General features: G+C 68.1%; 19 protein-coding genes and 1 other RNA gene. 15 read left to right on the top strand and 5 right to left on the bottom strand.

The features are described from left to right. The first annotated feature begins 20 nt into the window (after window positions 1-20). The 4 genes from BLU38_RS25200 to trpS all read left to right on the top strand — a co-directional run bounded on the left by BLU38_RS25200 (window position 21) and on the right by trpS (window position 6,860). The gene (locus tag BLU38_RS25200) at window positions 21-4,442 is read left to right on the top strand and encodes a HAMP domain-containing protein (protein WP_091528712.1); all 4,422 of its coding nucleotides are present in this window, start codon (window positions 21-23) and stop codon (window positions 4,440-4,442) included. Window positions 4,443-4,492: 50 nt separating this feature from the next. Further along, on the top strand, window positions 4,493-4,948 hold the full coding sequence (locus tag BLU38_RS25205) for a hypothetical protein (protein ID WP_091528715.1): 456 nt from the start codon (window positions 4,493-4,495) through the stop codon (window positions 4,946-4,948). 55 nt (window positions 4,949-5,003) lie between these two features. Next, the gene (locus BLU38_RS25210; RefSeq protein WP_091528718.1) at window positions 5,004-5,612 is read left to right on the top strand and encodes a DUF305 domain-containing protein; all 609 of its coding nucleotides are present in this window, start codon (window positions 5,004-5,006) and stop codon (window positions 5,610-5,612) included. A 225-nt stretch (window positions 5,613-5,837) separates the two neighbouring features. Then, complete coding sequence (trpS, locus tag BLU38_RS25215) at window positions 5,838-6,860, top strand: tryptophan--tRNA ligase (RefSeq protein WP_091528721.1); 1,023 nt, start codon at window positions 5,838-5,840, stop codon at window positions 6,858-6,860. A 36-nt stretch (window positions 6,861-6,896) separates the two neighbouring features. Here the strand turns inward: trpS and BLU38_RS25220 are convergent, their stop codons facing one another. After that, the gene (locus BLU38_RS25220) at window positions 6,897-7,643 is read right to left on the bottom strand and encodes a hypothetical protein (RefSeq protein WP_157683705.1); all 747 of its coding nucleotides are present in this window, start codon (window positions 7,641-7,643) and stop codon (window positions 6,897-6,899) included. 249 nt (window positions 7,644-7,892) lie between these two features. Here BLU38_RS25220 and smpB point away from each other — a divergent pair, with 249 nt between their 5' ends. The 3 genes from smpB to BLU38_RS25235 all read left to right on the top strand — a co-directional run bounded on the left by smpB (window position 7,893) and on the right by BLU38_RS25235 (window position 12,579). Then, a complete protein-coding gene (gene smpB / locus BLU38_RS25225; RefSeq protein ID WP_091528726.1) occupies window positions 7,893-8,444 on the top strand; it encodes an SsrA-binding protein SmpB in 552 nt (183 codons plus the stop codon). 110 nt (window positions 8,445-8,554) lie between these two features. Beyond that, window positions 8,555-10,495 (top strand): DUF2207 domain-containing protein, encoded by a 1,941-nt coding sequence (locus BLU38_RS25230; RefSeq protein ID WP_091528728.1) that lies wholly within the window; start codon window positions 8,555-8,557, stop codon window positions 10,493-10,495. 2 nt (window positions 10,496-10,497) lie between these two features. Continuing rightward, window positions 10,498-12,579 (top strand): DUF2207 domain-containing protein, encoded by a 2,082-nt coding sequence (locus tag BLU38_RS25235; RefSeq protein ID WP_157683706.1) that lies wholly within the window; start codon window positions 10,498-10,500, stop codon window positions 12,577-12,579. Between the two features lie 98 nt (window positions 12,580-12,677). Here the strand turns inward: BLU38_RS25235 and BLU38_RS25240 are convergent, their stop codons facing one another. Beyond that, a complete protein-coding gene (locus tag BLU38_RS25240; protein ID WP_091528733.1) occupies window positions 12,678-13,049 on the bottom strand; it encodes an FKBP-type peptidyl-prolyl cis-trans isomerase in 372 nt (123 codons plus the stop codon). Window positions 13,050-13,157: 108 nt separating this feature from the next. Here BLU38_RS25240 and BLU38_RS25245 point away from each other — a divergent pair, with 108 nt between their 5' ends. From BLU38_RS25245 to BLU38_RS25265, 5 genes are all read left to right on the top strand, one after another. Continuing rightward, window positions 13,158-13,778: a DUF1707 and DUF4870 domain-containing protein gene (locus BLU38_RS25245; RefSeq protein WP_172836219.1), complete on the top strand. Its 621-nt coding sequence runs from the start codon at window positions 13,158-13,160 to the stop codon at window positions 13,776-13,778. A 108-nt stretch (window positions 13,779-13,886) separates the two neighbouring features. Then, window positions 13,887-14,256: a transfer-messenger RNA gene (gene ssrA, locus BLU38_RS25250) on the top strand. Between the two features lie 483 nt (window positions 14,257-14,739). Then, complete coding sequence (locus BLU38_RS25255; protein ID WP_407939624.1) at window positions 14,740-15,819, top strand: NAD(P)-binding domain-containing protein; 1,080 nt, start codon at window positions 14,740-14,742, stop codon at window positions 15,817-15,819. A gap of 69 nt (window positions 15,820-15,888) precedes the next feature. Further along, the gene (locus tag BLU38_RS25260; RefSeq protein ID WP_091528739.1) at window positions 15,889-16,809 is read left to right on the top strand and encodes a GNAT family N-acetyltransferase; all 921 of its coding nucleotides are present in this window, start codon (window positions 15,889-15,891) and stop codon (window positions 16,807-16,809) included. A gap of 13 nt (window positions 16,810-16,822) precedes the next feature. Beyond that, window positions 16,823-17,473, top strand: coding sequence for a LysE family translocator (locus BLU38_RS25265; RefSeq protein ID WP_091528742.1), 651 nt, complete (start codon window positions 16,823-16,825; stop codon window positions 17,471-17,473). Here the strand turns inward: BLU38_RS25265 and BLU38_RS25270 are convergent, their stop codons facing one another. Then, complete coding sequence (locus tag BLU38_RS25270; RefSeq protein WP_231920034.1) at window positions 17,474-18,265, bottom strand: class I SAM-dependent DNA methyltransferase; 792 nt, start codon at window positions 18,263-18,265, stop codon at window positions 17,474-17,476. 55 nt (window positions 18,266-18,320) lie between these two features. On the opposite strand from BLU38_RS25270, the gene BLU38_RS25275 reads away from it, so the two are divergent. Beyond that, window positions 18,321-18,941: a hypothetical protein gene (locus BLU38_RS25275; RefSeq protein WP_231920035.1), complete on the top strand. Its 621-nt coding sequence runs from the start codon at window positions 18,321-18,323 to the stop codon at window positions 18,939-18,941. On the opposite strand, the gene BLU38_RS25280 is transcribed toward BLU38_RS25275, so the two are convergent. Then, window positions 18,907-19,902, bottom strand: a complete 996-nt coding sequence (locus BLU38_RS25280; RefSeq protein WP_091528745.1) for a LacI family DNA-binding transcriptional regulator — start codon at window positions 19,900-19,902, stop codon at window positions 18,907-18,909. The genes BLU38_RS25275 and BLU38_RS25280 overlap by 35 nt on opposite strands. Window positions 19,903-20,009: 107 nt before the next feature. Beyond that, on the bottom strand, window positions 20,010-20,360 hold the full coding sequence (locus BLU38_RS25285; RefSeq protein WP_091528747.1) for an MmcQ/YjbR family DNA-binding protein: 351 nt from the start codon (window positions 20,358-20,360) through the stop codon (window positions 20,010-20,012). Between the two features lie 76 nt (window positions 20,361-20,436). On the opposite strand from BLU38_RS25285, the gene BLU38_RS25290 reads away from it, so the two are divergent. Both BLU38_RS25290 and BLU38_RS25295 read left to right on the top strand, forming a co-directional pair. Next, window positions 20,437-21,855, top strand: coding sequence for an NAD-dependent malic enzyme (locus tag BLU38_RS25290; protein WP_091528750.1), 1,419 nt, complete (start codon window positions 20,437-20,439; stop codon window positions 21,853-21,855). 3 nt (window positions 21,856-21,858) lie between these two features. After that, on the top strand, window positions 21,859-22,437 hold the full coding sequence (locus BLU38_RS25295) for a YqgE/AlgH family protein (RefSeq protein WP_091528753.1): 579 nt from the start codon (window positions 21,859-21,861) through the stop codon (window positions 22,435-22,437). The last annotated feature ends 8 nt before the right edge of the window (window positions 22,438-22,445 follow it).

Here is a 22,445-nt window from a genome sequence, read left to right on the forward strand (position 1 = left end):
GCAGTGGAAGGGGACCCGCGATGACCACACGCGAGACGGACCGACACCTCGACGGCGCTGTTGACGACGAGCGCCTGCTGCAGCTGCTGGACGGGTTGAAGGCCGTCCGGGACGGCGACTTCAGCACTCACCTGCCGCAGGTCGGCAACACCCTGCTGGACGAGATCGCGGTGGTGTTCAACGGCATGGTCGACCAGCTGGCACTGTTCACCACCGAGGTCACCCGGGTGGCCCGCGAGGTCGGAACCGACGGCAAGCTCGGCGGCCAGGCATCGGTCCCGGCGGTATCGGGGACCTGGAAGGATCTCACCGAGTCGGTGAATGCGATGGCGGGCAATCTGACCGCGCAGGTCCGAGACATCGCCAGCGTCGCAACCGCGGTCGCCAAGGGCGACCTGACGCAGAAGATCACCGTTCAGGTGAAGGGCGAGCTGCTGGGGCTGAAGAACACGATCAACACGATGGTGGACCAGCTGTCCTCCTTCGCCGACGAGGTGACCCGGGTGGCTCGGGAGGTCGGCAGCGAGGGGCGGCTCGGCGGCCAGGCAGAGGTGCCGGGCGTAGCGGGGACCTGGCGCGACCTGACCACCTCGGTGAACGTGATGGCCGACAACCTGACCGACCAGGTGCGTGCCATCGCCGAAGTGACCACCGCGGTCGCCGAGGGGGACCTGTCGCAGAAGATCCGGGTGGACGCGCGGGGCGAGATCCTGGAACTCAAGTCCACCATCAACACGATGGTGGACACCTTGTCCTCCTTCGCCGACGAGGTCACCCGGGTGGCCAAGGAGGTCGGCACCGAAGGGATCCTCGGCGGCCAGGCACAGGTGCCCGGCGTCGCCGGGACCTGGCGGGACCTGACCACCTCGGTGAACTTCATGGCCGGCAACCTGACCGCCCAGGTGCGTTCCATCGCCCAGGTCGCGACCGCCGTCGCCAACGGCGATCTGTCGCAGAAGATCACCGTCGACGCGCGCGGCGAGATCTTCGAACTGAAGTCGACGATCAACACGATGGTGGACCAGCTGTCCTCCTTCGCCGACGAGGTGACTCGGGTGGCTCGGGAGGTCGGCACCGAGGGTCGGCTGGGTGGGCAGGCCGATGTGAAGGGTGTGTCGGGCACCTGGAAGGGGTTGACCGAGTCGGTGAACGTGATGGCCGACAACCTGACCGACCAGGTGCGGTCCATCGCCGAGGTGACCACCGCGGTCGCGCAGGGTGATCTGTCGCAGAAGATCCGGGTGGACGCGCGGGGCGAGATCCTCGAACTGAAGGACACCATCAACACGATGGTCGACACCTTGTCCACCTTCGCCGACGAGGTGACCCGGGTGGCTCGTGAGGTCGGCACCGAGGGTCGGCTCGGTGGGCAGGCCGATGTGAAGGGTGTGTCGGGCACCTGGAAGGGGTTGACCGAGTCGGTGAACGTGATGGCCGACAACCTGACCGATCAGGTGCGGTCGATCGCGTCGGTGGCGACCGCGGTGGCCCGTGGTGACCTGTCGCAGCGGATCACCGTCGAGGCCAAGGGCGAGGTGGCCGCGCTGGCCGACACGATCAACACGATGGTGGACACGCTGTCGGCGTTCGCCGACGAGGTCACCCGGGTGGCGCGCGAGGTCGGCACCGAAGGGATGCTCGGCGGCCAGGCCCGGGTGCCCAATGTGGCCGGCACCTGGAAGAGCCTGACCGACAACGTGAATTCGATGGCCAACAACCTGACCAACCAGGTGCGGTCGATCGCCCAGGTCACCACCGCGGTGGCCCGTGGCGAGCTGAACCAGAAGATCGACGTCGACGCACGTGGCGAGATCCTCGAACTGAAGACGACGATCAACACCATGGTCGACACGTTGTCGGCCTTCGCCGCCGAGGTGACCAGGGTCGCCCGCGAGGTCGGCAAGGAGGGCCGGTTGGGCGGGCAGGCCGAGGTCGAAGGCGTGTCAGGTACCTGGAAGCGGCTCACCGAGAACGTCAACGAGCTGGCCGGCAATCTGACCCGGCAGGTACGGGCGATCGCCGAGGTCGCCAGCGCGGTCGCCACCGGCAATCTGACCCGTTCGATCTCCGTCGAGGCCAAGGGAGAAGTGGCCGAACTGAGCGACAACATCAACGCCATGGTGCAGTCGCTGCGCGAGACCACCCGGGCAGGAGAGGACCAGGACTGGCTGAACAAGAACCTCGCCCGGATCTCCGGATTGCTGCAGGGGCACCGGGATCTGCGTACCGTGGCGCAGTTGATCATGAACGAGCTGACGCCGTTGGTCGGTGCGCAGCACGGCACCTTCTTCCTGATGGATCCCGGGGCGTCGGTGCTGCGGTTGCTCGCCGGCTACGGGTACGGCGGCGGGCGCGAGGTGACGTTCGAGCTGGGGGAGTCGCTGATCGGGCAGGTCGCGCTGACCAGGGTCCCGATCGTGGTGGACCAGACCCCGCCCGCCTACGTCAACATCTCTTCCGGGCTGGGACAGGCGCCGCCGGTCAACCTGATCGTGCTGCCGATCGTGTTCGAGGACCAGGTGCTCGGCGTGATCGAGTTGGCGTCGTTCAGCCGGTTCAGCCCGGTGCAGCGGGACTTCCTGGAACAGCTGATGGAGAGCATCGGCGTCAACGTCAACACGATCATCGCCAACGCCCGTACCGACTCGTTGCTGGAGGAGTCGCAACGGCTGGCCGGCGAGCTGCAGACCCGGTCCGGCGAATTGCAGGCCCAGCAGCTGAAACTCCAACAGTCCAACGCCGAACTGGCCGAGAAGGCGGAGCTGCTGGCCACCCAGAACCGGGACATCGAGATCAAGAATTTCGAGATCGAGCAGGCCCGTCAGGAGATCGAGGAACGCGCCCAGCAGTTGGCGATGGCGTCGCGCTACAAGTCCGAGTTCCTGGCGAACATGTCGCACGAGCTGCGCACGCCGCTCACCAGTCTGTTGATCCTGGCCGGTGTGCTGGCGAAGAACGCGACACAGAACCTGACCCCGAAACAGGTCGAGTTCGCCGAGGTGATCCAGTCGGCGGGCACCGACCTGCTGCAGTTGATCAACGACATCCTCGACCTGTCCAAGGTCGAGGCCGGAAAGATGGACATCCAGATCGAACCGACGCCGCTCCCGCAATTGCTGGAACACGTGCAGACGACGTTCCGGCCGCTGACGGTGGAGAAGGGGCTGGCGTTCGCCGTCACGCTGGCACCGGACGTGCCCGCGGTGCTGTCCACCGACGAGCAGCGGCTGCGACAGGTGCTGCGGAACCTGCTGTCGAACGCGGTGAAGTTCACCGAGCACGGCCGGGTGGAACTGCGGGTCCGGATGGTTGATCGGCGCACCGTCGACGGCGCGGTGCCGAGCATCGAGTTCGCGGTGCTGGACACCGGCATCGGGATCGCGAAGGAAAACCTGGAGACGATCTTCGGCGCCTTCCAGCAGGCAGACGGCACCACCAGTCGCCGGTACGGCGGCACCGGACTCGGACTGTCCATCAGCCGGCAGGTGGCGAACCGGCTCGGCGGCGAGTTGCGAGCCGACAGTCGGCTCGGCGAGGGCAGCACCTTCACCGTGACGTTGCCGGTCGAGCCGGGATCTTCGGGCAGCCCCGAGCGACTGCCGGCCGACGACGGTCCGGGTCGGGTATTGGTGGTGGAGGCCGCCGGCAAGCGGCTGTTGGCAGCGCTGGTGCGGGAGTTCGTGGTGGATCTCGGCAGCGCCGCGCCGGTGCACATCGAGTCGGTGGCGACGCCGGAGGAGGCGATCGCGGCGCTGGCGGTCCAGCAACCGCGGTGTGTCGTGGTCGACGCCAGTATGGCGAGCGCGTCGGCGTTGCCGTTGTTGCAGCGACTCGGCGAAGCGGGACATTCAGGTCCGGTACCGGTGTTGGCCCATCCGACCCGGACGCTGACCGCCGCGCAGGTCCGGTTGCTCGCGGCCGCCGGCAGCATCGAGTTGCTGTCCTCACTGGACGAGTTGCGGGACCGGTTCCTGGACCGGCTCGGACGGCCGGCGATCCCGCTCCCGGTTGCCGTTGAACCGCACCGGACGCCGGAGTCGTCGTCCGAGCCGACCGGCGCCGGCCGGTTGGCCGGACGGAAGGTGTTGCTCGTCGACGACGATGCCCGCAACGTGCTGGCCCTGGCCGGAATCCTGGAGCTGAACGGGATGATCGTCCGGCACGCCACCAACGGGCGCAAGGGCATCGACGAACTGCTCGCCGATCCCGACGTGGACCTGATTCTGATGGACGTCATGATGCCCGAGATGGACGGCTATGCGACAACGGCCGCGATCCGGGAGATGGCCCGATTCGACCGGCTGCCGATCATCATGGTCACCGCCAAGGCGATGGCGGGGGATCGGGAGAAGAGCTTCGCGGCCGGGGCGAGTGACTATGTCACCAAGCCCGTCGATCCGGACGTGCTGCTGGCCTCGATCGGCCGCTGGCTCGCCGACTGACGGCGTCGGTGGTCGGCGCCGGTCTCGGTCAGGGTTAGGCTGGGCACACGATGTCCAGGCTCGCCCGACTGCTGCCGATGTCCGCCGTACTCGCGGTGTTGGCTGTCGCGGGCGGGATGATCGCGATGCATCAGCTGTCGATCGGGCACACCGTCGTCACACCGATGGCTGCCGATCACGTCCTGCCGGCGGCACCACACGGTGACCGGTCCGACCCGATGACCTCCGATGATCACCACGCCGTGTCCCATGGCGCGGTGTCCTCCGGCGCTGTGTCCTCTGTCGCGGGGCCGGCGATGCCGGACCATGACGATCATGATCTCGGAACGATGACCTGCCTGGCGGTGATCGGGCTGATGCTGCTGGCCTGGCTGCTCTGGCTCAGTCCGCGGGTGCGGTGCTACCCGGCGGTGATCGGCAGCCGACTCCCGCCGCGGATCTCGGTCGTCGTCCCGCGACGTCGGAACGCGATGTCCTTGCAGGAGTTGTCGGTCTGCCGGACCTGAGGTGTAGCGACACCACTGGCCCGACATGTTCCCCGGCAACGAAAGTGAAACTCAGATGCACCCTGTTGTGACGATCAAGCGCGCCCTGCTGCCGTCGATCATGGCCGCCACCCTGGCGGTCACCGGCTGTTCGACGACCGACGGCGGACCCGATGCCGGTCCTGCCGGCTCCAGCACCTCTCCGAGCGCGTCGGCAACGACCGCGTCCCACAACGCCGCGGACGTGATGTTCGCGCAGATGATGATCCCGCACCATCGACAGGCCGTCGAGATGAGCGATCTGCTGCTCGACAAGGACATCAGCGACCCGCGGGTCGAGAAGCTGGCCCGCCAGATCAAGGCCGCCCAGCTTCCCGAGATCGACACCATGACCGGATGGCTGACCGACTTCGGCGTCAGCAGGACCCCACCCGCCGGCCATGATCACGGCGACATGGGGATGATGGACGAAGCGGCCATGGAGGAGCTTCGTTCGGCCTCCGGCGACCGGGCGACCACGCTGTATCTGTCCGGCATGATCGAACACCATCGCGGCGCGGTCACGATGGCCCAGGAAGAACGGGACGGCGGCCGCTATCCCGCTGCCCGCAAGCTCGCCCGCACCATCATCACCAGCCAACGTCAGGAGATCGCCACCATGCAGCGGATCCTCGACGAGAAGTGATCGGCTCCATGCCGTCCGGGTACAGCGAGATGACGCACACTCGGGCGGCATGGGACCCGGCCCGGCCTCGTGGGACTACACTGGCGGTCATGCAGTTGCGTACGAATCAGTGGTGGGCCGCCTAGGGCGGCCTGCGACGCGTACGCGAAATCACCTTCAGCCGCCCCGACCAGGGCGGCTTTTTCTGTGCTGCACTCCGGCCGGGGCATCGACCCACGGAGCACCATGATCACCGAACCGACCACCATCCATCCCTCGACAGGGCAGCCGACCTCGACCGGCGTACAGCTGAGCCTGTTGACGCCGAGCGGTCATCTCACCATCGGCAACTACATCGGAGCCCTGGCGCCGATGCGGGAGGCGAGGGGCGACTGCTACTTCGGCGTCTCCGACCTGCATGCGATGACGATGCCGCACGATCGGTCGCTGTTGCGCGAGCGGACAGCCGAATTCCAACGACTGATGCTCGCGGTCGGGCTCGATCCCGTCCGACAGGTGCTGTTCCGGCAGAGCGCGGTGCCCGAGCACACCGGCCTGCACTACCTGCTGGAATGTGTGGCCCGGGTCGGTGAACTCGGCCGGATGATCCAGTTCAAGGAGAAGGGCCGGGACAACGGCGAGACCCGGATGTCCTTGCTCAGCTACCCGGTGCTGATGTCGGCGGACATCCTGCTCTATCAGGCTGCCGAAGTGCCCGTCGGCCAGGATCAGTCCCAGCACGTCGAGCTGGCTCGTGACCTCGCCCAGCGCTTCAACCGGGACTATCCGGGGCAGGACGGTCCGGTGTTCACCGTGCCGGTCACGGTCAATCCGCCGGTGGCGGCACGACTCCGCGATCTTCAGCGACCGACGATCAAGATGAGCAAGTCGGCCACCAACCCGGCCGGGGTGATCTATCTGCTGGACGGCCCGGATGCGGTGCGGCGCAAGATCAGGAGAGCCGTCACCGACTCCGAACCGGGCATCAGCTACCAACCCGACCGGCGCCCCGGTCTGGCCAACCTGCTCGAACTCGTGGCGGCCTGCGCCGGGCGATCGGTCACCGAGGTGGCCGACGATCACGACTCGTTCGGCTCGCTGAAGGCCACCGCCGCCGACGCCGTCATCGCCACCCTGGAACCGATCCAACGCCGGTATGCCGAGTTGGCGCCCGATCAGGTGGACGCCGTCTTCGCCGCCGGGGCCGAGCGGGCCCGGTCCACGGCCGGGCCGACCCTGGCGGCGGCCCGGCAGGCGATCGGCCTGTGACCGGGCCGACGTCGGGGGTGCCTGCTCGGTCGTGGATCAGAGGTCGCCGTCGATGCCCTTGACATGCCAGCCGCTGATCTTTGCGGCCTGTTCCGGCGTCCAGCGGTGTTTGCTGGACGACACCTTCTTCCAGCCGCCGTGCTGCCAGCGGAAGGCGACGCTGCGTCCCTTCAGCCGCGAGGAGTCGTCGTCCCGCACGCCTGTCTTGACGGTGACGGTCGGCGCCTTGCCTGCCGTCTTGTGGCGGTAGATCCCGCCGGTGGTGGTGACCGAGCCGTCGGTCAGCCAGTCGACGGTGTGGGCCCGGCCGGGGAGTCGGGGCGCGGGGGACACCCGGAGTTCGCCTCGCTTCTCGGTCAGCACCTGGTACCAGACGGTGTGCGCACCGTTCTTGTGAGTGATGACCAGCTCGGCGCCCTGCTCTCCGTCGATCGCAGTGGAGGCCCGGAGCAGGTGGTCGGCAGGCACCATCTGCAGGCCCTTGACGGTGTGGGTGAGCAGCTTGCCCTTCGACGTCTTGACCCGGACCGTCGCGGATCCGGCGTTGCCCCGCTTGTCGATCTTGTGCGGCACGACCGCGACGGTGTCGGCGTGACCGTCACCGTCCACGTCGGCATGGTCGACGACGGTGCAGTGCGCGACCGATCCACAGACCGACGACGCAGCCGATGCGGTAGCCGGGGCCACAGCACCGGCGGTCAGTGCGACGGCAGACGCGGCCGCGGACACCGCGACGATCCGCCGCAGAGACGCCGGCCGGACCGCTGGGAACAGCTGAGACATGATCATCCTTCGTTCGATTCGCCGGGCGGCCGATCCGTCCGACGACCAGCAGCCTGTCCGACCGCGAGTCCTCCGAAGGGGCGAGAGACGTCCCCGTACAGCGATCTTGACCGGATGGATCGGTAGTAGTGATCTCGTGACGTGACCGAGAGGCGCCGGCAACTTCCGCGGCCGGCGACCGATGGCAAATCTCTTGGGCCGACGGGTGGTCGGCGCGTAAGGTTGCCGGGTTTGCGGGAGGATGGAGACATGGCGAAGAGCAACAAGGCGACACCGACCGGCGGTGGACAGGCCGGCAAGTCGACCGGCAAGCCTGCGCCGGGCACCAAGGGCGGCGACAGGTTGATCGTCGCCCAGAACCGACGGGCCCGGCACGACTTCAAGATCAACGACACCGTCGAGGCCGGCCTGGTGTTGGGCGGCACCGAGGTCAAGTCGCTGCGGGAGGGGCGGGCCTCGCTGGCCGACGCATTCGCCACCGTCGACGACGGTGAAGTCTGGCTGCGGGCAGCGCACATCGGCGAATACAGCCACGGCACCTGGACCAACCACGCCGCCCGCCGGACCCGCAAGCTGCTGCTCAACCGCAAGGAGATCGACCGCCTGGAACGCGAGCTCGGGTCGTCCGGCACCACTCTGGTCCCGCTGGCGATCTACTTCAGCAACGGTTACGCCAAGGTCGAGCTCGCCGTCGCCACCGGGAAACGCGAATACGACAAGCGCGAGGCGATCGCCAAGCGGGACGCCGACCGCGAAGCCGCCCGCGCCCTGGCCGCCCGCAACCGCCGGGCCCGAGCCTGAACCGACCGCGTCGCAAGCTGTCGACGTTGGAGTGGCCTGCCCGCTGGTGAGCCGGTGTTGCCCTTAGGGTGGAGCGACAGCAGCGCCGACGATCAGCAGTAGAGGGGACCATGACGAGGGCCTACGAACGCTTCCGCGAGCGGGCGGACGACGACCGCCTCACCGGCACCCGCCCCGGGGACGGGCGGCCCGGGCGACGAGTCGTCCGGCTGTTGCTGGCCCTCGTGTTCGTCGTCCTCGGCTCGGCCGCAGTCTTCGGTAACGCCCCGACCGCGTCCGCCGCCTCCGATGACCAGATCGACAGCCTCAAGATCAACTACGAGGTCAAGCCGTCGGGCGTGATGCACGTGGAGGAGACCTTCGCGTGGCGGTTCGGGACCAGCTCCAACCGGCACGGGATGCAGCGCGAGCTGATCACCCGGGAGCCCGACACCGGTGCCAACAAGGACAAGGACATCGTCTACGAGATCGACAACTTCGAGGCGAGCACGGACAATCCGGAGGTCAGCGACCAGGTCAACGAGATCTCCAACGGCGGAGCAACCGACCGGGAGCGCAGCACCACCTATCGGATCGGTGACCCGGACGAAACCATCTCGACCAGCATCGACGTCGTCACCTACACACTGAGCTACGACGTCACCGGCGCGCTGCGCAGCTCGGGCAGTTACGACGAGCTCTACTGGGACGCGACCGGTCACGACAATCCGTTGATCAAGACCGCGACCATCACCGCCACCGTGCCGGGCGGTGCCCAGGATGTGGAGTGCGCCACCGGTGTCTACGGCAGCACCGAGGACTGCACCAGCGCCAAGGTCGACGGCCAGCAGGCGGTCTTCACCCAGCACAACATCCCCGAGTACGGCGGGGTGACCATCGGGGTCAAGATCAAACCCGGGCTGATCGCCGACAACAAGCCGCATCTGGAACGCAAGGCCGGAGTGCTGTCGATCATCACCTCGCCCGGCTTCCTGATCGGTGGCGGGATCATGGTGGCGATCGCCACCGCGGTGCCGATCCTCGGCTACCGGATCGCCAAGGCGCGCAGCACCGATTTCCGCTTCGTCGACCTGCCGCCGGGCACCGTGCCGCCGAACGGGACCGACGCCAAGATCGGCAAGAGCGATCCCAATCTGCAGATCCCGGTCGCCTTCAGCCCGCCACCGATCCCGGTCGGTGAGGCCGGCGTGCTGATCGACGGACAGGTCGACGTCCGGGACACCACCGCGACGCTGATCGACCTGGCCGTCCGGGGCGTGATCAAGATCGAGGACACCGGCGGCATGTCGGTCCGGCTGCTGGACCCGAGTCGCACCGCGGCGCCGCACGAGAACGTGATGCTGAACAGGCTGTTCGGCGGCCGGCCGCCGGGCGCTGTCACCTCCCTGGACGGGCGCGGCAAGATGACCACCACGCACAAGGCGATGGTCACCCAGATCCGTCAGCAGGTCGGCAATCGCGGTTGGTTCACCAAGGTGCCGAAGGCCTCCGGTGGCTCGCTCGGCGTCGGCTGTCTCGGGTTCCTCTTCATCCCCGGCTGGTTCGTGTTCTCCGCCGGTCATGTCAGCCCGGTGCTGCTGCTGTTGGCGATCCCGCTGATCTCGGTGGTGCTCACCGTCACGATGGTCGGTCGGGTGCTGAAACGCGGACGGCGTACGGCACTCGGCCGCGCAGCCTGTGACCACGTCGAAGGCTTCAAGCAGTACCTGGAGACCGCCGAGGCCGACCAGCTGCGGTTCGAGGAGGGCCAGGACATCTTCTCCCGCTATCTGCCGTGGGCGATCGCCTTCGATCTGGCCGACCGCTGGCAGCGGGTCTGCCAGCAGTTGGTCGACGCCGGCCGGATCCCCGACCAGTCGCCGTACTGGTACTCCGGCCGGGGCGGCGGCTTCAACGCCTTCAGCATCGGCTACCTGACCGGCTCACTGACCACCGCGGCGACACCGGTCAGTTCCTCCAGCTCCGGCGGCGGATCGAGCGGCAGCTCCTTCGGCGGTGGCGGTGGCTTCTCCGGCGGCGGTGGTGGCGGCGGCGGCTCCTCGAGCTGGTGATCATGGACCTCGCCGTCGGGTCATCGCGCCGGCCGGTGGCCGGTCGACCGGGCAGCGCCGCACGGGCGGTGCGGCGGATCGTCCGGCTGCTGGCCGCGGTGGCAGCAGCGGTGCTGATCTCGCTGACCAGCACGACGGCCCAGGCCGACACCTCCGATGCGATCAGCGATCTGGCGATCGAATACAGCGTGCGGCCGTCGGGCGTACTGCATGTGCGCGAAGTGTTCGACTGGGAGTTCGGCTGCTGCGAGACCAAACACGGCATCCAGCGGGAGTTGATCACCCGCGAACCCGACGCCGACCACCCGGATCAGGACATCGTCTACACGATCAGCAATGTCACCGCGTCCAGCCCCGACGACGTCTCCACCATGATCACCGAGAAGCAGATCGGACGGGAATCGGACCGGCGACGCAGCACGGTCTACCGGATCGGTGACCCGGATCGCGGGATCTACTCCGACAACGTGACCTACGTCCTGGAGTACGACGTCGCCGGCGCGCTGCGGCACTTCGATGATCACGACGAGCTCTACTGGGATGTGACCGGGTCGGGCAATCCGCGCATCGAGCGGTTGTCGGTCCGAGCCGAGGTCCCGGGTGGCGCGCAACAGGTCACCTGCTTCGCCGGGCCGATCGGCAGTACGCGGGCCTGTGACAAGACCGCGATCGGCGGCGACCACAGCGCCCGGTTCGGTCATCGGGACCTGGCCGCCGGCGAGAATGTCACGATCGGTGTCCGGGTCGATCCGGGACTGATCGCGGACAACAAGCCGCACCTGGTGGCCAAGGCGTCGGTGATCGGACCGCGGAGCGTCGGCGCGACGCTGCTGGCTCTGCTGGTGACGATCGGCGCGCCGGTGCTGGGGATGCGACTGGTCAAGCGCTGGCTGACCGACGACCGCTACCTCGATCTGCCGCCCGGCAGCGTTCCTTCATCCGGCGCCGAACCCCGGGTCGGGGCTGATCCCGGTGTCGAGGTGCCGGTCGCGTTCACCCCGCCCGACATCCCAGTCGCCGAGGCGGCGCGGCTCGCGGAGAACCGGACCGACGAACGGATCACAGCGGCCACCATCGTCGAGTTGGCTGCTGCCGGTGTTCTCACCGTCGAACGCAGTCCGCGCAGCCGCGGCGACGAGGACGACACCGATGTCCCGTCCGATGATCAAGACGGCGATGATCAAGACGGCGATGATCAAGACGGCGATGATCAGACCCAGGACGACGGTGATGCCGACGCGAGCGACGATCTGACCTACAAACTGCAGCTTGTCGGCGGCCCGCTGTCCGACGGCCAGCCTGCCGGACACCGGCTGACACCGGCGCAATCGCGCTTCTGCACCGACGTCTTCGGTGACAACCAGCGAGCGGAACTGACTCCCGGCACCCTGGAGAGATCCCACCTGAGGCTGACGCATGCCACCGAGAAGGCGGTGCAGGAGCGTGGCTGGTTCGCCCCCCGACGTGATGCGCCGGGCACGATCGCGTTCGGTCTGATCTGCGTGGGTTGTGCCGGGCTGATCGCCGCGTGTTGGCTCGGCGGCCTCGCCGGAGGCGGCGGGGTGGTGGCGATGATCATGTTGTTCGCCGTCGCGTCCTTGGTCATCACGCTCGCCCTCGTCGTCCCGAAGATCAAACGCGGTAAGCGTTCTGCGTCCGGCCGGGCGATGCTCGACCAGGTGGAAGGATTCCGCGAATACCTGTCCACGGCCGAGGCCGAACAGGTGAAATTCGAGGACGGGCAGGACATCTTCTCCCGCTACCTGCCGTGGGCGATCATCTTCGGCCTGGCGACCCGCTGGCAGCAGGTGTGCCAGCGTCTGGTCGAGTTGGGCCGGCTGCCCGATCGGTCCCCGGACTGGTACGCGAGCCCCGGCGACAGCACCTTCGCCCAGTTCCCCACCATCACCCTGACCAGCACGATCAACAGCTCGCTGCACCCTCCGCCGCCGGCAGCGTCCGGGTCTGGCTGGTCCGGCGGGTCGGGCTACAGCGGCGGCGGCTTCGGCTCGAGCGGCAGTTCGTTCTCCGGCGGCGGCTTCTCCGGAGGAGGCGGTGGCGGTGGCGGCTCATCGAGTTGGTGAGCATGACGGAAGCGACGATGGTCGCGGTGACCCCAACCCGGAAAACGGCGCTGGTGCCCGCGGCGCGCTACGGCGCCGCGGCACCGGTGCCGAACCTGCTACTTCACGTCCACCAGATCGACCACGAAGATCAGCGTCTCGCCGCCCTTGATGGCACCGCCGGCGCCACGGTCGCCGTACCCGAGATGGGGTGGGATGACCAGCTGCCGGCGACCGCCGACCTTCATCCCTGCGACGCCCTGATCCCAGCCGGAGATCACGTAACCGGCGCCCAGCGGGAACTCCAGCGGCGTACCGCGGTTGTAGCTGGCGTCGAACTCGTCGCCGGTGCTGTAGGCGACACCGACGTAGTGCACCGACACGGTGCTGCCCTTGGTCGCCTCCGCGCCGTCACCAACGGTCAGGTCGGTGACCTGCAGGTCGGCGGGCGGCGGGCCGTCGGGGAAGTCAACTTCTGGTTTTTCGGTCATGAGCGACAACGGTACGGGACCGCGCGGCCGCCTGTGGCAGCCGGGTAAGGGGCAGGTTGGGGTCGCTCCCTGATGGTGTTCGGCGCCGGGACAACGCATCCTTGTCTCATGAGCGCCAGTTTTGAGCACCCCAGCCTGCGAACCCCGGTGACCACCGAGCAGCGCGACCGCGCCGCCGAGCACCTGCAGACCGCCTACGCCGAGGGCAGGATCACCGAGGACGAATTCGAGCGTCGGATCGGCCAGGTCCTCGGCGCGCAGAACCGCAAGGAACTCAACGACGCCTTCTACGGACTGGTCGAGGTGCCGCCAGCCACCACCAGCTACTCGCCGGCGACCTACGGCACCGCGCCGTACGGTGGTCAGAGCAACTATCCGGCGCGCCGCCAGGAAGGCAGCACCGGGGGAGCGCTGGCCCACTTCAGCGGGCTGTTCACCGGCATGATCATCGGTCCCGGCATCGGCTACGCGATCTCCAAACCGGGCAGCCAGACCCGCAAGGAGGCCGCCAAGGCGTTCAACTTCCAGCTGATCAGCCTGATCGGCCTGATCGTCGGCGGCACCCTGGCGGCGGTCACCGACTGGGGCATCATCAACTTCCTGGTCGGCCTGGGCAGCCTGGCCTGGTTCATCCTGACCATCGTCGGCGGTGTGAAGGCCGCTCAGGGCGAGGACTGGACCAACCCGGTGAAGAAGGTCATCAAGCTGGACGTGCTGCCGGAGAAGTGACACTCGCCGATATCCGGCTGCGCGACGGCCACGCGGCCGGGTAGACTGGGTCACTGCTCGACCGCGCGTGGTGAACCTGCGACGTACGGTGGAGTGCACAACTCAACAGGGGGTGATCGGTTTCGACTCGGGACGGTAGTCCCAGGAGAAGCGGGCCGAGGATCCAAGGTCAACTCGTAAACGACCCTTGGAAAACAACAAGTGCCAATTCTAAGCGCACTGACTTCGCTCTTGCTGCCTGAGCAGTAACCGAAGGGTCAGACCGGGAGTGTCTCCGTCCCGGACCCTGGCCTCGTTAAGGGGACTAACCCGCTGAGACTTGTCTCAGGGCTCAGCGGGGACATCAACTGAGGCTGGGCCTGTCTGCAACATGCTGATGTGAGTGCAGGGGCCGAGTAGAACGACATCATCAGCTGCGCCCGGAGAAGACCTGGTTCGCTGCTCGAGGACGCGGGTTCGATTCCCGCCACCTCCACCGGCCGACGGCCGACCCTGCTCATGCGCCTGCGGCGCATTTCGCCGGGTCGGCCGGTTGTCTTCTGGGGGGCGACCCCCAGACCCCCGCTGTTCCCGCGCTGGCGCGCAGGAACGGGTGGTTGAGTCCTGCCGCTGGGATCGCCTGGCGGGCGTTTGTCTTTCCTGTGGTGCCGCCTGGGGTGCATTTCGCCGGGTCGGCCGGTTGTCTTCTGGGGGGCGACCCCCAGACGCCCGCTGTTCCCGCGCTGGCGCGCAGGAACGGGTGGTTGAGTCGTATTGCCACTGGGCAGTCGCCCGGCGGCCGTCGTCGGCGCCGTGATTCGCCCATCCGCCAACGATCTCGATCGCCACTGATCAACTCCTGGCCAGGCGGCGATATTGCAGTTCGTGTTGCGATATCGCCCTCGGCGGGGCTGCCGCGCCGCTCGGCGGCGGCATTCGGGAAGCTGCGGCGAGGCTGATGCGTTGTGTCGGTGTGGACGTGATGTCGAGTGTGGTGATCGGGGCCGGGCAGGCCGGGTTGTCGGCGTCGTACCACCTGCAGCGGTTGGGGATCGAGCACGTCGTCCTGGACGCCGACGATGCACCGGGCGGGGCGTGGCAGCATCGGTGGGATGCCTTGACGATGCGCGACGTGCATCGGGTCGCCGAACTGCCGGACAACCCGCCGCCCGTGCATGACGGGCGGCGCGCCAACCAGGCCGTTCCGGCATCGTTCGGGGACTACGAGCGGCGTCATCGGCTGCCCGTGCTGCGGCCGGTCCGGGTCACCCGGGTCACCGACTCCGACGGATTGCTGATCGTGCACGCCGACGACGCCGATCGTCCGACCCGGACGATCGTGAACGCCACCGGCACCTGGACCCACCCGTTCATCCCGCACTATCCGGGGATGGAGACCTTCGTCGGCGAACAACTGCACACCGTGGACTACCCGGGCCCGGAGCACTTCCGCGGCAAGCGGGTGCTGGTCGTCGGCGGTGGCGCCTCGGCCGTGCAGTTCATCGGCGCGTTGGCGCCGATCACCGACACGCTGTGGGTCACCCGGCGCGAACCGGTCTGGCGGACCGACGACTTCACTCCGGAAGCCGGCCGGGCCGCCGTCGCGTTGGTCGAGCAACGAGTCGCCCGCGGACTGCCACCGGCCAGCGTGGTCAGCGTCACCGGGCTGGCACTGCGGGACCAGGAGCGGGCCGCCGAACGGCTCGGCGCCTACGACCGCCGACGCCCGATGTTCTCCTCGATCGAGCCGGACGGCGTCCGTTGGCCGGACGGCAGCTTCGAGTTCGTCGACGTGATCCTGTGGGCGACCGGTTTCCGTCCCGCCGTCGCCCACCTGGCGCCGCTGCAGTTGCGGGGACCCGGCGGCGGCATCCAGCTCGACAACCACGGCCGCGGCACCGCCGCCGTCCGCGATCCGCGCGTCCAGTTGGTCGGCTACGGCCCGTCGGCAAGCACCATCGGCGCGAACCGTGCCGGCCGGGTCGCCGCCCGCGGAGTCGCCCGCTATCTGACCGATCATGCCGAGATCCCCGATCGAGCACTGAGTAACGCCGTCGGCTGATGATCGGCCCGACATCGGTAGCGCGATAATCGCGTTGACGCGGGCAGCAGCGCCGACAACGATCGGGACATGTACGAGCTGAGGTTCACCCCGGACGCCGCCGGCTTCCTGGCCACAGCGGGAGATCGGCTTGCCCGACAGCCGGTGCTCAGCACGGTGATCGCCACGATCGCCGACCGAGCCGTAGCCGAGGACGCCGAGGGCATCCAGCGCGATCCCGACCGGCCCTGGTGGTTCGTCACGATCGTTGATCATGTCGGGCTTGTTGATCATGCCCGAGATGTTGATCATGATGGCGAGATCGTCGGCACCGCGATGCGGACCGCTCCGGGTCCGGACCATGCGCTGTGGGTGACCGAGATGCCGCCCGAGGCCGCGGTCCAGCTGGCCCACGCGCTGCATGATCGCGGCGAGTTCGCGGGCGCGATGAACGGGTCGCTGCCGGCCACCCGACTGATGGCCGAGGAGAGCGCCCGACTGTGGGGCAAGCGCGCGGAGATCCGTTCCCACACACGACTGTACGAGCTCGACACCCTGACTCCGCCGGTCGGTGTCGGCGGCACTCTGCGGGCCGCGGTGCCCGCTGATCTCGAGCTGCTGAACAACTGGCTGACGATCTTCGGCGCCGAGGCGGCCGAGCAGGGGGACCGGCCGGCACCGGAGCTGGTCGAGCATGATCGGGACGAGACGAGCCGCCGGATCAGGGACGGGCGGCTCTGGGTCTGGGAGGTCGACGGCCGACCGGTGCACGTGACCGGGGCCAACCTGCCGAGCCTGGGGGTCGCCAGGATCGGGCCGGTGCTGACACCGAAGGAATACCGCGGCCATGGCTACGCCGCCGCCGCGGTTGCCGGTGTCTCTCGCCGACTGCTCGACCTCGACGCGCGGGTCTGCCTGTTCACCGATCAGGCCAACCCGGTCTCCAACAAGCTGTATCAACGGCTCGGCTACCGCCCGGTCGTCGACATGGCCAACTTCGGCCTGAGCTGAACGGAAGCTGATCATGTCCGGTACTCATCTGCTGACCTTCCTGGCAACGGTGATCGTGATCGTCGCGATTCCCGGGCCGTCCGTCCTGTTCACGATCAGCCGGGCACTGACCTACGGTCGGCGTACGGCGCTGCTCGGCGTCGTCGGCAACGCCGTCGGTTGCCTGCTCCAGGTGGCTGCGGTCTCCGCCGGTCTCGGAGTCCTGATCGTCCGCGCCGCGGAGGTCGTCACGGTGCTCCGGTTCGCCGGCGCCGGCTACCTGATCTTCCTCGGTGTGCAGGCGATCCGACACCGTGGCCGGCTGGCGGCGGCGTTGGCCGGCGGCATCGAACCGGTCCGTCCGCTGCGTGCCCTCGCCGACGGGTTATTGGTCGGCGCGACCAATCCGAAGATGATCGTCTTCCTGATCGTCTTCCTGATCGTCGCGCTGCCTCAGGTCACCGAACCCGCGGCCGGCATCCCGCTGCCGGTGCAGATGGCGGTCGCCGGCACCCTCGTGCCGCTGGTGGCGGTTCTGATGGATTCGACCTGGGCACTGGCCGCCGGCACGGTCCGCGGTTGGTTCACCCGGTCGCCGCGGCGGATGTCGGCGATCGGCGGAGCCGGCGGTCTGGCCGTGATCGGGGTCGGCGTCAGTGTTGCGGTCACCGGCCGCAACGGTTGATCAGTCCTTCTGCCAGACCGAGACGTGGCTGGTGCTGTCGGCGGTGAACTCCGCACGATCCCAGCCGGACCAGCGGTGCTTCAGCCGCATCCCGGCGATCCGTGCCATCAGATCCATCTCCGCCGGCCACGCGTAGCGGAACGGGATCCGGTAGAAGCGGCCCGCGCCGTCCGCGGTGACGCTGACGTGGTTGGACGTGAACTGCTGGGTCACGACGTCGTACTGATCGAAACCGACATAACCGCCACGGTCGGCGTTCGGCGCGACCGTGAACGGCACCGTGTCCTGCCCGGGCGGCAACTGCCGGAGCCCGGGCACTCCGACCTCGATCACGAACAGACCGCCCGGACGCAGATGCGCCGCCGCATTGCAGAACACGTCGACCTGCCCGTCCTGGCTGGTCACATTGCTGATCGTGTTGAAGACCAGGAAGGCCAGCGAGAAGTCGCCGGGCACCCGGGTGCTGGTCATGTCGCCGATCGTGACGTCGACCCGATCGCCGCCGGGTTTGGCGGCGACCCGCTCCGCCATCGCCCGACTCAGCTCGATACCGCTGACGGTGACGCCGCGGTCGGCCAGCGGTGCAGCGATCCGGCCGGTGCCGACCGCGAACTCCAGCGCCGGCCCGCCGTCGGCCAACGCCTCCAGGACGTCGACCGCCGCCATGATCGTTGCGGCCTCATTGGCGCCGCCGGGATTGTCGTAGTCGGCCGCAACGCTCTCGGGGAACCACCCGTCGGCGGGATCGTCACCGGCGGCCAGGATGGTGGACAGGTCGGACTGATCGCTCACCGGCCGAACGCTACGCCCTCGGCGTGGGGTTGATCATCAGGATTTCCCTGGGCCGATGAGCCAAGATGGAATGGTGCTGTTCTCCAACGCCGATCTGGAACGGATAGTCAGCGGAGAGGTCGATCTCGCCTTCCGCAGCTGGAAACGTCCGATGCACGCGGTCGGCGGCCGGCAGCGTACCCACGCCGGAGTGGTCGAGTTCACCGCGATCGACCGGGTCGAGCTGGACGAGATCACCGAGTCCGACGCCGGCCGCGCCGGCACCGACCTGGCCCGGCTCAGACGCTTCCTGACCACCAAACCGGGGGAGATCTACCGGATCGGCGTGCGATACGCCGGCCCCGACGAACGGGCGGCGCTGCGAGACCGTTCGCCGGACGGGGCGGAGCTGGACGAGATCGTCGAACGACTCCGGACGATGGATGGGCGGAGCCGACACGGCGCCTGGACCCGGCAACACCTGTCGCTGATCGACCGGCACCCCGGCGAACTGGCCGAGACCCTGGCTACCTCGATCGGGCGGGACAAACTTCCGTTCAAGGCCGACATCAGACGGCTGAAGGAACTCGGACTGACCGAGAGCCTGCGGGTCGGATACCGATTGTCGCCGCGCGGTCGTGCGGTGTTGGCCCGGCTGCGACTCACGGCGTCTGACGCAGGCTGGACTCCCGGATGATCAGTGCACTGCGGGACCGCGGCAACAATTCGGAATGATCATCTTCTTCGACGAGCTTGATCAACCGTTCGGCGCTGAACCGGCCGGCGCCGTACGGATCTCGTTGCAGGGCAGTGATCGACGGCGACGCGGTGCGGCAGAGCAGTGAGTCGTCCCAGGACAGGACGGCGATCGGCTCGGTCGCCGAACGCAGCGCGATGCTGCCGCCGACGGCCATCAGGTCGTTGGAGTAGATGATCGCCGTGGGACGCCGCCGGTCCTCCAGGAGCGAACCGGTCAGCTCGCGGGACCCGTCGAAGGTGTAGTCACCCTGGACGGTGATCACCTCCATCCCACGGCGTCCGCCGATCTCCCGGACGGCTCGCCGACGCTCGGTCTCGTGCAGCAGATCGGGTGGTCCGCTGATGTGGACGATCCTGCGGTGACCCAGCTCGGCCAGATGATCGACCAGGGTCGCCGCATCGGTGGCCTGGTCGAAGTTCCAGCCGTCGGCGGCCCGACGACCGCCGTGCACCAGATAGGTCAGGGTCAGCTCGTCCAGCAGGGCCGGGCGCGGGTCGTCGGTGCGCAGGTCGGTCAGCAACACGCCGTCGACCCGGCCCTCGGCGTTCCAGGTGCGGTAGACCGCGGCCTCACTGTCCTGGTCGGCGACGAACCTGATCATCAGGCTGACGCCGGTCTCGGACAGTGCCGACTCGATACCGGACAGCAACCCCATGTAGTACGGCTCGGAGCCGAGGTCCTCGGGCTGCCGGTTGAGCACGATCCCGTAGGCGTCGGCCCGTCGTCGAGACAATGATCGAGCGCTGACACTGGGCTGCCAGCCCAGCTCGGCGGCCAGCGCGGTGACCCGCATCCGGGTCTCGTCGCCGACCCCGGGGCGGCCGTTCAGGGCATAGGACACCGACGCTCTGGAGAGCCCGAGTCGGGCTGCCAGATCATCGATCGTGACGCGCGCCATTGCGGTTCGACCATCCTCTCTGCTCCGGCCCGTCCCGGGCCGCAGATGAGGTCAGCTTAACCCTTTAAGGTTCGCGTGACCTGCGGCGGAACACCGAACCGGTGTGGTCACCGCGGCAACCGGTCGGCGCGCTGCTCGACCAGCTCCGGCGACGCGGTCAGCCGCCACGCCTCGAACGTCAGCTCGGCGAGTTCGCGACGATCGATCCCGGCCAGCCGGACCACGACCCAGCCGAACTGGCCCGCCGTGAACTGCACCTCGAAGACGTCCGGCCGCTCGGCGACCAGCGCCAGCTGCTCGGCCAGCGGTTGTTTGAGCCCGACCGTCTGGGTGCGCGGCCACAGGTAACCGAAGGTCCGCCCCTGCACCTTGAAGGAGGTGTAGTTGGTCGTCTCGTGCCGAGTCACACCGGGAAGCTGGTCGAGCAGTTTCAGCAACGACAATTCGCGGACACCCACCACTCCATCGTGGCAGGCTCCTCCGACACCGGCGACGCAACCGATGGCTGGGGCCGGGACGTGAGAAGATCGCCGGGTGAGCGCTGTCCCATCGGTTTCCTACTCCATCACCGTCCGCCTGGAGGTGCCAGCTGGTGGCGCCTCGGTGAGCGGGCTGACAACAGCGGTCGAGCAGGCCGGTGGCACCATCACCGCCCTCGACGTGACCGCATCCGGCCACGAGCGGCTGCGCATCGACGTGACCTGCGCGGCCCGCGACACCGATCACGCCGACGAGCTGGTCGAGGTGATGCGTCAGGTCCCGGGTGTCACGATCGGCAAGGTCAGCGACCGGGTCTTCCTGGCCCACATCGGCGGCAAGATCGCGATGAACAGCAAGCGCCCGATCCGCAACCGTGACGACCTGTCGATGGTCTACACCCCGGGCGTGGCCAGGGTGTCGTCGGCGATCGCGAAGAATCCCGAGGACGCCCGCCGGCTGACGATCAAGCGCAACACGGTTGCGGTGATCACCGACGGCTCCGCGGTGCTCGGACTGGGCAACGTCGGACCGTACGCCGCACTGCCGGTGATGGAGGGCAAGGCCGCGTTGTTCAAGCGGTTCGCCGACATCGACGCCTGGCCGCTGTGCCTGGACACCCAGGACACCGAGGAGATCATCGCCGTGGCGAAGGCGGTCGCGCCGGGATTCGCCGGGATCAACCTGGAGGACATCTCCGCGCCGCGCTGTTTCGAGATCGAGGCCCGGCTGCGCGAACAGCTGGACATCCCGGTCTTCCACGATGATCAACACGGCACCGCGATCTGCGTGCTGGCGGCGTTGATCAACGCCCTCCGGGTGGTGGAGAAGCAGATCGAGTCGGTGCGGATCGTGATGTCCGGGGCGGGAGCCGCCGGGACCGCGATCATCAAGCTGCTGCTGGCCGCCGGCGCCACCAATCTGGTGGTCGCCGACGTCGACGGAGTGGTCCGCACCGATCGGCCGGGGATCTCCGGACAGCTGGAATGGATCGCCGAACACACCAACAAGCTGGACTTCGGCGGCACCCTGAAGGAAGCCGTCGCGGGCGCCGACGTGTTCATCGGTGTCTCGGCCCCCGGAGTGCTGACCGGCGACGACGTGGCGACCATGGCGGACAACTCGATCGTCTTCGCCCTGGCCAATCCCGATCCCGAGGTCGACCCGGCCGAGGCCAGCCAGCATGCCGCCGTGGTGGCGACCGGCAGGTCGGACTTTCCCAACCAGATCAACAATGTGCTGGCCTTCCCCGGTGTGTTCCGCGGGTTACTGGATGCGCAGTCCGCCGAGGTCACCACGCCGATGCTGGTGGCTGCGGCGCATGCCTTGGCCGGTGTGGTGACCGACGAGGAACTGAATGCCGCCTACATCACGCCGAGCGTGTTCCACTCCGATGTCCACACCGCTGTCGCCGCCGCTGTCCGTACGGCCGCCGGCGGTCCGGCCGAGCTGCCGAAGGACACCGAGGTCGAGTAGCGCGTGAGCGGCAGCACAGGATCGGGTACCGGGCCGAGGGCGGGCTCGCTGTTGGTCGCGAGCGTGCAGCTCGGCGACGGCGTGTTCAACCAGTCGGTCGTGTTGATCTTGGACTCCGACGCCGACGGGGCGCTCGGGGTGATCTTGAACGAGATCTCCCAGACCCCGTTGGACGCCGTCCTCCCGGACTGGGTGAATGCCGTCTCGGGGCCGCAGTATCTCTTCCACGGTGGGCCGGTCTCGCCCAACGGCGCGATCTGTCTGGCCAGTGTGGCCGACCCGTCCGAGGAACCTCCCGGCTGGCGACGGATGTTCTCCGGGGTCGGCCTGCTGCATCTGGACACACCGATCGAGATCGTCCGCGGCGCCTACCGCGATCTGCGGATCTTCGCCGGCTATGCCGGCTGGTCACCGGGCCAGTTGGAGGGCGAGATCGCCGAAGGGATGTGGCACATCGTGCCCGCCACCTACGCCGACGTGTTCTCCTCCCGGCCGTTGGACCTGTGGCGCGACGTGCTCCGCCGGCAGGGTGACGAACTGGCCTACTTCTCCACCTGGACAGAGGATCCGGAGCTCAACTGAGCCACGGA

The organism is Microlunatus soli (assembly GCF_900105385.1).
GTDB lineage: Bacteria > Actinomycetota > Actinomycetes > Propionibacteriales > Propionibacteriaceae > Microlunatus > Microlunatus soli.